Origin of the sequence: Flavobacterium sp. IMCC34518, from assembly GCF_027111095.2 — a bacterium.
Lineage (GTDB): Bacteria > Bacteroidota > Bacteroidia > Flavobacteriales > Flavobacteriaceae > Flavobacterium > Flavobacterium praedii.
The window spans coordinates 1569663-1583554 of record NZ_CP114284.2; the positions used below are offsets into that span (position 1 = coordinate 1569663).

Annotated in this window: 8 protein-coding genes; all 8 read right to left on the bottom strand. The window is 34.9% G+C overall.

Annotated features, from left to right (window positions below; all coding sequences use genetic code 11):
* Window positions 1-40 precede the first annotated feature (40 nt).
* Complete coding sequence (locus OZP06_RS06925; protein ID WP_264566230.1) at window positions 41-421, bottom strand: TraR/DksA C4-type zinc finger protein; 381 nt, start codon at window positions 419-421, stop codon at window positions 41-43.
* Window positions 422-425: 4 nt separating this feature from the next.
* Entirely contained in the window at window positions 426-3875 is a 3450-nt protein-coding gene (ileS, locus tag OZP06_RS06930; RefSeq protein ID WP_281324407.1) for an isoleucine--tRNA ligase, read from the bottom strand.
* A 333-nt stretch (window positions 3876-4208) separates the two neighbouring features.
* On the bottom strand, window positions 4209-6128 hold the full coding sequence (locus tag OZP06_RS06935) for a hypothetical protein (protein ID WP_281324408.1): 1920 nt from the start codon (window positions 6126-6128) through the stop codon (window positions 4209-4211).
* 49 nt (window positions 6129-6177) lie between these two features.
* Window positions 6178-8064, bottom strand: coding sequence for a PQQ-binding-like beta-propeller repeat protein (locus tag OZP06_RS06940; protein WP_281238506.1), 1887 nt, complete (start codon window positions 8062-8064; stop codon window positions 6178-6180).
* A gap of 113 nt (window positions 8065-8177) precedes the next feature.
* On the bottom strand, window positions 8178-8891 hold the full coding sequence (gene recO / locus OZP06_RS06945) for a DNA repair protein RecO (RefSeq protein WP_269224244.1): 714 nt from the start codon (window positions 8889-8891) through the stop codon (window positions 8178-8180).
* A 71-nt stretch (window positions 8892-8962) separates the two neighbouring features.
* Complete coding sequence (locus tag OZP06_RS06950; RefSeq protein ID WP_269224245.1) at window positions 8963-11257, bottom strand: T9SS type A sorting domain-containing protein; 2295 nt, start codon at window positions 11255-11257, stop codon at window positions 8963-8965.
* A 287-nt stretch (window positions 11258-11544) separates the two neighbouring features.
* On the bottom strand, window positions 11545-12060 hold the full coding sequence (locus OZP06_RS06955) for a GNAT family N-acetyltransferase (RefSeq protein WP_269224246.1): 516 nt from the start codon (window positions 12058-12060) through the stop codon (window positions 11545-11547).
* Between the two features lie 476 nt (window positions 12061-12536).
* Complete coding sequence (gene gdhA, locus OZP06_RS06960) at window positions 12537-13880, bottom strand: NADP-specific glutamate dehydrogenase (RefSeq protein ID WP_281238501.1); 1344 nt, start codon at window positions 13878-13880, stop codon at window positions 12537-12539.
* Window positions 13881-13892 lie beyond the last annotated feature (12 nt).

Genomic DNA, 13892 nt, shown 5'->3' on the forward strand with positions numbered 1-13892 from the left:
ACGCTCCCAAAGGAGCGTTAATTATTTTATGAAAAGAAATTTATCGTTGTAAATTTTTGGCTTCGATGCTCATTGTGGCATGAGGAACGATTTTTAATCTTTCCTTTCCGATTAATTTTCCTGTAATTCTACAAACTCCGTATGTTTTATTTTCAACACGGAAAAGTGCGTTTTTCAAATCACGAATAAACTTTTCTTGACGAATGGCCAATTGAGAGTTAGCTTCTTTAGACATGATTTCGCTACCTTCTTCAAATGCTTTAAAAGTGGGAGATGTATCATCCGTTCCATTGTTAAGGTCATTCATATAGGCACTTTTTATCAAATCCAAATCGGCTTGAGCCTTTTCGATTTTGTTTTGAATGATCTCCTTAAACTCTGCCAAATCAGCGTCAGAGTATCTTGCAATTTCATCTACCATAATACTAATTTTTTGTTATGATTATATTTGTTGTTATTCCATCAAACTCAATTTCCGTGCCCTGAGCTATATTCTCTTCAAAAACAAGCACTTCTGTCAATGTTTCCGATTTTATATAGTCTTCGTTGGCCTTTACTGCTGTTTCCAAAGTATCATTCATTTGCAAATGCACTTTAATTTTATCCGTTACTTCAAAACCTGCATCTTTACGGATATTCTGAATTCTGTTGACCAATTCTCTTGCAATTCCTTCTTGTTTCAACTCGGGAGAAATCGTAATATCTAACGCAACTGTTATTCCGTTTGAATTAGCGACTAACCATCCTTCGATATCTTGAGAGGATATTTCAACATCTTCTAGTGATAAAATTACACTATTTCCCGCAATTACAATAGTTAAAGATCCTTCCTTGTCAAATTGTGAGATTTGTTCTGTAGTTAGATTTTGTATCTCTTTGGAAATCAATCCCATATCTTTTCCAAATCGAGGCCCTAAAGCTTTGAAATTTGGTTTTATTTGTTTGATCAAAATTCCCGAAGCATCGTCCAAAAGTACGATTTCTTTTACATTTACTTCTGCTTTTATGAGGTCTGAAACGGCTTCAATTTCGAGTCTTTGATTCACGTCAAGTACTGGAATCATTACCTTTTGCAATGGTTGGCGTACCTTGATCATCTCCTTTTTTCTGAGTGACAAAACCAGTGACGAAATCGTCTGTGCTTTCTGCATTTTGCTCTCTAACATTTTATTAACATACTTTTCAACTGAAACTGGAAACAGTGCCAAATGTACAGACTCAAAATTTTCGCTCTGTGTAGCTCCTGTTAAATCTTTGTAAAGTTTATCCATAAAGAAAGGAGCAATTGGTGCACCTAATTTACTTATGGTTAACAAACAGGTATAAAGTGTTTGATAAGCTGCAATTTTATCTTGTGCATAGTCTCCTTTCCAGAAACGGCGACGACACAAACGAACGTACCAGTTACTCAAGTTCTCTTGTACAAATTCGGATATCGCACGAGCCGCTTTTGTAGGTTCATAATCGTCATAATAGCTATCAACGGCTGCAATCAAAGTATTTAATTCTGAAATAATCCATTGATCAATTTCCGGTCTTTCGTTTACAGGAATCTCAGCTTCTGCGTATTTAAAACCATCAATATTGGCATACAAACTGAAGAATGAATAGGTATTGTATAAAGTCCCAAAGAACTTACGACGCACCTCAGCAATTCCTTCTAAATCGAATTTTAAATTGTCCCAAGGATTGGCATTCGATATCATGTACCAACGCGTAGCATCTGGACCGTATTCTTTTAAGGTTTCGAAAGGATCTGCGGCATTTCCTAAACGTTTGGACATTTTTTGTCCGTTTTTATCTAACACTAAACCGTTGGAAACTACATTTTTATACGCTATTTTATCAAAAACCAAAGTTCCGATAGCGTGTAGTGTATAAAACCAACCACGGGTTTGATCCACACCTTCGGCAATAAAATTGGCTGGAAAATCTTTGTTTTCGTCTATTTTATCTTTGTTTTCAAAAGGATAATGCCATTGCGCATACGGCATGGCACCGGAGTCAAACCAAACATCTATCAAATCAGCCTCACGCTTCATTGCTTTTCCAGAAGCAGAAACCAAGGTAATTTCATCGACAACATTTTTATGCAAATCAATCAAATCATAATTTTCTTCGGACATATTTCCAACTTGGAATTCCTTGAATGGATTCTCCCCTTGTACTCCTGCTTGAACTGCTTTTTCGATTTCGTTGTATAATTCTTCTACGGATCCGATTAGCATTTCTTCGGTTCCATCTTCGGTTCTCCAGATAGGCAATGGAATTCCCCAATAACGAGAGCGGGATAAATTCCAATCGTTAGCGTTTTTCAACCAATTCCCAAAACGACCTTCTCCTGTAGCTTTCGGCTTCCAATTGATGGTTTCGTTCAGGTCGAACATACGATCTCTGACCTCGGTAATTTTTATAAACCAAGAATCCAAAGGATAATATAAAATTGGCGTGTCGGTTCTCCAGCAGTGTGGATAACTGTGCACGTATTTTTCTACTTTGAATGCTTTGTTTTCTTCTTTTAATCGAATGGCAATTTCTACATCGATAGAACGTTCTGGCGCATCATCATTAGTATAATATTCGTTCTTAACATATTTACCGCCAAACTCTCCCATGTGTGAGGTGAATCTTCCTTGCAAATCGACTAATGGAACTGGGTTTTCATTTTCATCCAATACTAACATTGGCGGAACTTCTGGTGTAGCTTCTTTGGCTACTTTGGCATCATCGGCTCCAAAAGTTGGGGCAGTGTGCACAATTCCGGTTCCGTCTTCGGTGGTTACGAAATCTCCTGAAATTACTCTAAAAGCATTCTCTGGATTTTGGTAAGGCAATGCATATTGCATTAATTGTTCGTAACGAATTCCAACTAAATCAGCTCCTTTGCATTCGGCAAGGATTAGAAATGGTATTTTTTTGTCTCCTTCTTTGAAATTTTCAAAATCGGATGGTTCACTACTTTCGAAAAATCCTTTGCCAAATTGTTTCCCAACCAAATTCTTCGCCAAAATCACATTCGATGGACGGAACGTATATTGATTGAATGTTTTTACCAAAACATATTCTATTCGAGGACCAACAGTCAAGGCCGTGTTACTTGGCAAAGTCCAAGGCGTAGTAGTCCATGCTAAGAAAAAAGCCTCCCCCAGCCCCTCCGAAAGAGGGGAGCTAAGACCGAATGCTTTTGAAATTGAGTTCTCCTCATTTCCCCCTTCGGGGGTTAGGGGGCTTTTAAATTGTGCCACAACTGTAGTGTCAGTTACATCTCTGTAACTTCCGGGTTGGTTCACTTCATGAGAACTCAAACCAGTTCCTGCTTTTGGAGAATACGGCTGAATGGTGTACCCTTTATACATCAAATCCTTATTGTAGATTTGTTTCAACAACCACCAAACCGATTCCATGTATTTGGATTTGTAAGTCACATACGGATCTTCCATATCAACCCAATATCCCATTTTTTCGGTAAGGTCATTCCATACATCGGTATAACGCATTACGGTTTTTTTACACGCTTCGTTATACTCGGCTACGGTTATTTTTTTTCCAATATCTTCTTTGGTAATTCCAAGTGCTGCCTCTGTACCCAATTCTACAGGCAATCCGTGGGTATCCCAACCTGCTTTACGCTTTACTTGGAACCCTTTTTGGGTTTTATATCTGCAAAAAATATCTTTAATCGCACGTGCCATTACGTGGTGAATTCCTGGTAATCCGTTAGCCGAAGGAGGACCTTCAAAAAACACGAAAGGTTCTTTTCCTTCGCGAGTGGTTACACTTTTTTCAAAGATGTTTTTTTCCTTCCAAAAATCCAGTACTTCTGACGCCACTGTTGGCAAGTCAAGTCCTTTGTATTCAGTAAATTTTGTGCTCATTTTATCCTTTTCTTAATCGTGGTGCGAAAGTAAGAAATTTTAAAATAAAAAGACAAAGACATAGGCAAAAGTTACATATTGCTTTTTTTGTTTTTTGAATTAATTTCCAACGTAAAAAAAACTATCCTTCACACTGAAGTGCTTGAAACTATTGAAAATAATACTGATTCTGACAGTTTCCATAACGGAAACAAGGTCATGAATCGAAAAAGGACTTTTAAAAACCCAAAATTGATTTTCCTTTATAACGACTTTGGTGTGCAAAGAGATTTTAATTTGCATAAAAAAACCCGACTAAATACAATTTCAGTTCGGGTTTTTAAAAATTTAGTTTTATTTAAATCCACCAAAATAAACTTCTTTCATAAAAATCCTATTGCCAAAAACAGGATTTACCTCTACTTTTTCTCTAAGTTCTTGATAGGAGGTTTCTCCATAATAATCTTCTATTTCATTCAGAATTTTATGTGGAATTTTTCCGTTATTTAACGCTCCAATTTCTCTGTAATCTTGAAATATTTTACGTTCAAATGAACTTTTGTTTCCCTTGAAATATTCTGTTTTTTCAAAAGAAACAATGGTGAAATTTTCTTTGTCTATATAGAGATTATATTCGGTTTTGGGAACCATTCGGTTACTGGAATTCAGTGTTTTCTCAAAATAAGTAAGGTGATAACACGATCTCCCGTCTGCCATTTCATCCGCAACTAAATCAAACTTATTCCATAAGTCAATACGAAATGAGGTCAACAAATTTAGTGGATCTAGATTGGTAACAATATTGGAATAATCGGAACTATTTATTTTTTTCCATTTTTCGGTACTGTTATCCAAATCGTCATGCATCCATGATTCTGGTCCATTCACAATTTCAAAATAATTATTGGGTGTTTTTTTCTTTAAAAGATAATTTGTTGCCGTTGACCACTTTTCTTCCGTTTGAGGCATGTTATTATCATCTAATTTTAATTTCGATAAAATATGTGTTTTTTCTATTTTCTTTATAGCTTCATTTCCTCCCAAACTATTTATGATTTTGCTCAATAATTCAGAATTTTTTTGAAAATAAACAGAGTCAAGTATATTCATTCTTTCCGAAATACTTTTCTCAATAGCGTTTCGTCTGTCTATTTTCTCTTGTTCCCAATCGGCATCTTCTTGAATTATTCGCTCAAAAAAAGCAAGTCGAGCTTCTTCCTTTTCTTCCTTAATTTTAAAACCTAATTTTTTTAATTCAACAAAACGATTGGTATGTGTTCTGACTATTTTATCAACAAAGTTAGCTTTATTGACACGATCTATAATATTTGTTCCTTTCGAACTTTGTTTGTCGTTTTTTATTAAGACATCAGCAAAATACAATGCTTTCTCTTTATTTTCTAAAAGCAAATACGTTAAAGCCAAATCATAAGAGACTATAAATCGAATGTTTTCATTTTCAGGAATTTGAGGATATTTAGTCAAAAGGCTTTCCAAATACTGCAAATGAGGCATTAATGCTTTGGCATTTAAACCGTTTTCTAAAGTCACTTTATTCATTTGCTGGGTAATCTCATTCTCATATGCTAGCATTTGTTGGTATTCAGGATGCGACTTGGAGGTCATAAACTCAAACTTTTCTTTTCTTTCTTCACTTGAATATCCCAATTTATAATTTAATAAATTTTGAATACGATCCATTGTTGCATAAATGACCACATCCATTCCTAATTCCTCAATACTGAAGTCATTTTTAATATCCGAATGACTCATTATTTTTCTATTGTTGGATACGGCTTCTGTGGCTTCACTTTTTTTATAATTCCCTTGAAAAACGTTTTTCTCAGAACTTACAAATTCATTGGAATAAATTAATTTATCGGCACATTTCACTTCAATATTAATTTTTACATCAAATTTAGAATATGGATAATAGTCCCAATCTTTGGTTTTAGAATTGTAAACACTATCCATTTGAGTAACGGTATATTTTGGAAGAGGAATAGTGATATAAATTTTTAACTTCCCATTTGAAGGATCCTTTAAATAACCATCAATATTGAAATAATTTTTTTTCAAAACTTGCTCTTCCGTTTTTAATTCCGGATCTATTTGATAAAAAGTGGTTTGAGTGATCACATTGTCTAAGCTAGGATACTGCGAATACAGAATTGTAGGTATAAAAAATTTGCCTTTTTTGGAGGCAACTTTATCTTGCGCATGGATTGTATTAAATCCTAAAAATAGTAAAAGTAGCAGTAGTGTTTTTTTCATATGTGTAAAAAAAAAGCCATCAAATTAAATTTTGATGGCTCTAGTGTTTTTATTTTTTATTAAAAATTTCTATCGAATCATCCAAAACATAAAAAATGTTTTGTGTGGCTGGATCAATTTCATAAACGGGGTGATTGTTTTTAAATATTAATTTATCAACTTCAACTCCGTCTGATTTTCTAACTTTTACTAGCATTTTTTCACCAGTTTCGGTTTTTGCAAAAATATAGGCAAAATCTTTATTTTGTTTCATCGCATTAAAACGAGATCCAAATTTTTCGGCTACCATTGCCATTGCACCAGCTCCAGCAGCAGCAGCAGCAGATTGATTTAGTTTTGCTTTGTCTTTTTGTTTTACTACAGATGTAGTTTCGTTACCATCGGCATCACGAGTAGTCATAGTCCATTCAGAACCTTGAATTCCTGTGGCTACAGATGTGGCTCCCAATGCAAAACTAGCTAACATTGCACCTCCTTTTATAAACTGTCTTCCAGTTTCACCCGGTTGACTGTACGTAACATGGTATTTTATTGTTCCATCAAGTGCAACACCCATTACTTCTACAGGTCCAGAAAGCGCAACTCCCCAAGGAAACATTTCGATACTGTTTAATTCTTTCTCTCTTTTGATATTCACTTTTGCAAAGGGCTCTGGTTTATCATCAATTGTTGGATTGAATTTGTATAATTTCTCGTCATTATATACTAAGTACGAATTGGTTAATTCATCAAAAGTTGGTAAAACTGGACGATCTTTATTAAACTGTATGTTACGTTTCCATAATTTTTTACCCGTTTTGTAATCTACCATATTCCCATAAGTTCCAGTAAGATACATTACTTTTTCTCCCACTTTTCCTAAGTAGAAAATAGGATCTTCTTTGTCATCTGCAATTTCAATAAAGTTTTTCCAAAGTTTTTCTCCGTCTTTGTTGATCAACATCATTTCATTTTCGGCAACATACAAAAAGTCTTTATCGATAGGAATCACTTTTTTCAATCCATCTCCACGAGCATCTTTTTTCCATATTTTTTCACCTGTTTTTAGGTCGAAAAAGTTAAATCCTCCGAAATGTGCTATCAATAATTTGGTTCCCCAATCTTCAAGATAAACTACATATTTTGTTTTTATAGACTCTTTCCAGATACTTTTTCCAGTTTCAGTACTCAAAACATTTAGGTACTCTTTTGATGAAAATGTTCCAGCAGAATTAATTACAACAATATTATTATCGTTTTGAGTTGGGAAAAATTTAGTATATTCTTCTTCGGCTTGCCAATTTAATTTTCCTGATTCTCTATTAAAAGAATATAGTTTTCCGTATAATAGGTAATAAATTGTAGCTCCATTTACCTGAGCTTTATTGATAATTGATTTTAGAGACAAACTAAATATAGATTTTGCTTTATCAACAGCAGTTTTCCACTTGATACTTCCTGTTGACATATCTATTAAGGCAATATTCATATTTCCTTTTTCTCTTACAGTGATCAAATATTCATTCGTTTCAGGAAGAAAATCAGATTGTACAACCCAAAAAGATTCATTGGATGAATTGTAAACTATTTTTCCAGTATCAGTGTTTATGATTAAGAATTTAGAATTGATATAAGCTTCTACATAAGGGCTATTAGGAACACTTTTTAATTCTTTTTTTTCTTTAAACATCTTGTCAAAATCGCCATCCCCTAAAATTTCCATAGTTGATGGATTTCCATAATCCTCTTTGGTTAATGTCCATACTACTTTTTTGGTTTCAGCATCTATCCCGCTAATTTTTCCACTTCCTTTAAACACAATAATTCCAGTAATTTCGTTTTGGACCAAATCTGAGATATTGCTATCTGTCTTAATAACTTCATCGAAACTTCTTTGTGAAAACACCGATATGCTGACAAATAGAATCAGCAACATTGAAAACTTCATTTTTTTCATTTTGTTGGTTTTTTTAAATAACTTTTGGTTTGTTTTTTCTATTAAAATGCAATAAATTCACAAAAAAAGTAATGCATTTTGATTGAAAGCAAATATATAATTTTATATTTATTTTAGGAAAAAACTTCTTTCAAAACATCCAAAGATTTTGGTCTTTTGAATCCGTCGAGATGAAAACTGTAATAATCGATTAAAATTTTCAAAAGCAATTGTCTTTCTATGACATGAAACGTTTTTTGGTCGGTGTCGAATTTCAATTGAATTAGTTTTTTAAACAATTGGCTTTCATGTTCACTAAGGGAACTAATGGCATGAAAAGGAGCGAAAACTCCTTCGGTCATTTCGAAAAAAGGCATATCCATATCCGAAGTGTCTGGATAAAAACCAAGGTACTTTGAGGTTTCCAGCATTAGAATCAAATGAAAATTGGCAATTTCATCGTGTTGGTCCAACCAATGCAAAGCAGTTTCGAGAAAAGTAAACAAGGATTCGTTTTTTTCTTCCTCATGTATTGAATGGTGTAAAATTTCGGAAAGAAACATCACCATGGTGCTTTTGTAAATATCGGAATGGATGGAATGAAAAGGAGACGAAATTTTTACTTCTTTGAAGTTTTCTAAAGTCCCTTTGTTTTTATGAACTGCTTCAATTTCGATGATCGTCAAAGGTTGAAAATAGGCCATTTTTTGACTCGCCTTTCGAGACGAAAAAGCATCCCGAACAAAATAAGATTTCAGTCCGCTCGATAAGGTAAAACATTTTACAATCAAGCTTTTTTCTTGAAATTTTAAGGACGAAATGACTATGGCTTTGGTTTTGACTAACATTTTGTTGGGTTATGTGTTATACGTTATCAGTTATACGGCTCACTGATCACTAAAAAACTGAACACTGAACACTACCTTATAATCATCACTTTTTTGACTTTGGTTTCTACGCCATCTTGAGCAGAAACAAAAATCATATATACTCCCGATGCTACTTTGTATTTTCCAAAAGCTGTTGTGTCCCATTCTAAAGTTCCACCTTCGGTAGTCGCTTCATAAACCAGATTGCCTGCCACGTCTGTAATTTTTACATTGGCTTTATTGAGTAATCCGTTAATTTTTACAGTACCTTCATATTCTGGGCGAACAGGATTGGGATACACATATACATTACTCAAGTCATTACTGGCTGTTGTTGCAATTCCTTTGAAAGAAATCAATCCTTTGGAAGTCGCTATAAAAACGGCTCCTGTACTGCTGTTGATACTAATATCGTTTATTACATTACTCGGTAATGGCGAATTGTCTGTCGTAAAATGGTACTTGGTTTCCTGACCATTTGGCGACACCATAAATACACCTGCATCGGCTGTTCCTATCCATTTATAATTGGCTCCATCAACTTCGATAGCGGTTATAAATTGTTCGTATAACAATTCTTGAGCCAAATTATCTTCCAAAATAATAATGCTTTGGGTTGTCAACTGGCTCTCGGTTTGAAAATTATTTACGTTTGATAAAACCCTTAACCCTTTTGTTGTTCCTATCCAAAGCTGGTTTTTGGTGTCTACAGCAACTGCTCGAACGTCTTGAATCGGTAAATTTCCTTGGTCTGTGCCAAAAGTGATTTTCTTGAAGGTATTGCTGCTTTCATTAAATCCGATTACACCATTTTTATTGGTTGCCATCCATTTTGTACCATATTTATCGATGACCATAGTGGCAAAATCATTGCTATTAAAGTCCGATAATATTTTATCCATGGCATAACTTTTCCATTGCCCACTAGAACTAAGCATTTTTAAACCATTGGCAACCCTGCAATTCGTCACCCATAAATTACCCGATTTATCAAAGGCAGAACCATTGATCCTGATATCAATATAATTAGGATCTGGCGGACTGATAGCTAATGATTCTAAACTACTATTGGATTTATTGTATAAAATTGTTGGGATATCATTTTCAATTTTTAACAAACCCGAGAAAAATGAACTGGCGTACACATTATTCTCATTGGTTGGATTGATTGCAATTTGGGTCATCGATTTGGCTCCAAAAACTGAATCATAAGGAATATTCAACCAACCAGAAGCACTGTATTTACTTATGCCATAATAGTCTAGTGGATACGGATTGTAAAAAACATCATAATCACCATATACTGTCCAAAGTTGTGTTGGAGTCACTTGCAACGAGAAAATATTGTTTCGGGATGGCCCAATCGGTGTTATATTTTCATAGGTTGATGTGGACGAAAGCGAAGTCGTAATCAATCCGTTTGCGGTTGTACCAATATAAATCGTATCCTTTATTATCGTAGTACTGCTAAAACTTGAATTTATTTCTGGAATTTGGTTTCTGTTAATTTGCCGTTGCAATACCATTTGATTGTTATAAATAAAGATGTTATAGGCTGTCGTTATGATAAAGTAATCGGTAGTAGAACGAAAATTAGTGATTACTTCCGCCAATGGCAAAAAACCAATAAACGTATTGGAACCCGAATCGTATTTATGAACGTAACCTACTGAATTTACAGCATATAAATCGGTGCCAAAAGCAGTGATCCCTGACCAATCACCTGCGGTTGTCACTTGCCATTGTTTGAAATCGATTAAATTAGGATTGGTGGTATCCCCTTTTCGAATTCCGCTCGAAGTGGAAGCAAAAATAACTCCATTGAAAACTGTAGTTTGAGTTACCTTTATTTCGGAGCCATTGTCACCAATAAAATAGGTATCTCCAAACTTGGACGAGGCCAAATTGAATTGCACGATTCCAAAGTCGGTTGCAACATAAACAATTCCATTAAATTCATCAAAGTTATTGATTCGCTTAATGTTGGCAGGTAAATTTTTATTAATAATATCGACCACTTTGAGCATCGATCCATCGGCTTCGTTGATGACAATGAGCAATCCATTCTGATAACCAACAATCGTTTTGTTAAAAGTTGGACTGTAATAAAGCGCTGTTATAGTTTCGCCCGAAAGACCATCAACGGTTGTGGTGGTTTTTATGCTATTTGTATTGCTGTCTTTGGAAAACAGTACATTCTCGGAAGCAGCATAAATAGCAGTTGGCGATTGAGATAATGCTTTGATTTGGGTAAAAGAAAAATAGCCTTGCCAAGACAAATTACTTTGGGCAAAAGTGTTTTGTAATACGAATAAAAAAAGTAGGTATAAAAGCCTTTTTTGCATGGAATGGATATTGATTCACAAATATAGTACAAAGGAAAGAAATAAAGATTCTGGAATAATGATTCTCGGTTAAACGCATGAGTTTAACCCGGATTCAGCAATAGACATTATTACGCAGAGTCACACGAAGAATCACAAAGTTTTTTAAGCTCCATTCAATGAATTCGATTTCCCTTTGCGTGTCTTTGCGAATCCTTTGCGCATCTTTATGAAATTTTTCCTATTGAGGAATCTCGGTTTAAAAAATGACTGCTGATGGTTTTAGGAGATTTTGTACCTATCCAATCTTAGAAAAATTTAACTAACATTTTTTCGTATGCTTTTCTTTGTCCACCTCGGAAATAAACGTGACCACAGAAAGTGTAACCCAACTTTTCGAAAATTTTAATCATGGCAAAGTTGTCAAAATTTGTGTCTGCTTTTATGCTATAAATAGTGTTCTGGCGAGCAAAGTCTTCTATATGTTCCATCATTTTTTGGGCACAACCTTTCCCTAAATAAGCCTCGGAAATAGCCACACGATGAAACACAACAAAATCATCATTGGTCAACCACTTTCCTTCAATTTTTGCATATTCAGGTTCATCATTGATCAATATGGCGCAATAACCAACTATTGTTTCTCCATCGGTCAATACAAATCCTGTCTCTTTTTCAATATCTTTTTGTACCACATCGGGGTTTGGATAACCATCCTGCCATTGATTACTTCCGTCCTTTTTTCTCCTTTCTATAGCCAATTGCAAAATAGCCCATATTGAAGGGATTTCAGCTATTTTGGCTTTTCTAAAGTGGTATTCCATTAGTGTAATTTATTTATTTATACAATTGCAGTAACTATCTAGTGCTGCAAAAAGAGGTTGGGATTAATTAAATCCACCGAAAACTGAATGAACACATACATCTCCATAACTTACTTGTACTGTTCTCAAATATATTCAATAATACTTATAATTTCTTGAAAAATTTTTGAATATGTGATTTTGCTTTTGGTCTTGAAAAAACATAAATATGTCATTTTCCTTGAAGTTGTGGTGTTCGCGAAAGGGATAGGAACTAGCTACCGAAGTAGCGTGGATAGCCCGACCGCATTGTAGAAAGGGAGCGAATAAGCGGTGTCTAAAATAGCTCCCTTTCTACAATGGGGTTTCGCCCACACGAGCTTTTGCGAACTGACGAAGTTGATGATCTTAAAACTGAATTTTATAAGCACAAAAAAATGCCTTTATTCTTTACAGAAAAAAGGCATTTCAATATATTTAAATTCTGAAGTCAAAAATTATACCACTCCTTGAGCAAGCATTGCATCTGCAACTTTTACAAATCCTGCGATGTTGGCTCCTCTTACGTAGTCTACATAACCTGCGGCATCCGAACCGTATTTCACACAAGATGCGTGAATGTCTTTCATGATGGTTTTTAGTTTTTCGTCTACTTCTTCTGAAGTCCAGTTTAAACGCAATGAATTTTGAGACATTTCAAGTCCTGAAGTTGCAACTCCACCAGCATTTGATGCTTTTCCTGGAGCGAATAAGATTTTTGCTTTTTGGAAAACGTGAACTGCTTCTGGAGTAGAAGGCATATTTGCTCCTTCGGCAACACAGATACATCCGTTGGCCACAAGAGTTTTGGCTTCATCTTCGTTTAACTCATTTTGAGTCGCACATGGCAAGGCTACATCACATTTTACTTCCCATGGACGCTTACCTGCTACATATTTGGCATTTGGATATTTAGCAACATAATCGCTAATTCTTCCTCTTAGCTCATTTTTGATTTCCATTACGTGTGCTAATTTGGTAGCATCAATTCCGTCTGCATCGTAGATATATCCAGCAGAATCAGACATTGTTACTACTTTACCACCCAATTGAGTTGCTTTTTCAGCAGCATATTGTGCTACATTTCCAGAGCCTGATATTACAACTGTTTTACCAGCAAAACTTTCTCCTTTGGTTGCCAACATACTTTGTGCAAAATATACATCTCCGTATCCAGTAGCTTCTGGACGGATTAATGAACCTCCAAACGAAATTCCTTTACCGGTTAAAACTCCAGTAAATTCGTTTCTCAGTCTTTTGTATTGACCAAACATGTATCCAACTTCTCTTCCACCTACTCCGATATCTCCTGCAGGTACATCGGTATTAGCGCCAATGTGTTTAGACAATTCGGTCATGAATGCTTGACAAAAACGCATTACTTCATTATCTGATTTTCCTTTTGGATCAAAATCGGCTCCACCTTTTCCACCACCCATTGGCAATGTAGTCAAGCTGTTTTTGAACGTTTGCTCGAAAGCCAAGAATTTCAAAATACTTAAATTTACTGATGGATGAAAACGAATTCCTCCTTTATATGGTCCGATTGCCGAGTTCATTTGAATACGGTATCCTCTATTTACTTGTGTATCACCTTTATCGTCTGTCCAAACTACTCGAAACATTATGATTCGATCTGATTCGACCATTCTTTCCAAAAGCATTTTGTTTTGGTATTTCTTGTTTTCTTCGATAAAAGGAATTACTGTTTCAGCAACTTCTGTAACAGCTTGCATAAATTCCGGCTCGTTCGGATTTCTTTTGGCAACTAATTCGATAAAATCTGTAATACTTTGTGACATGATTATTAAATT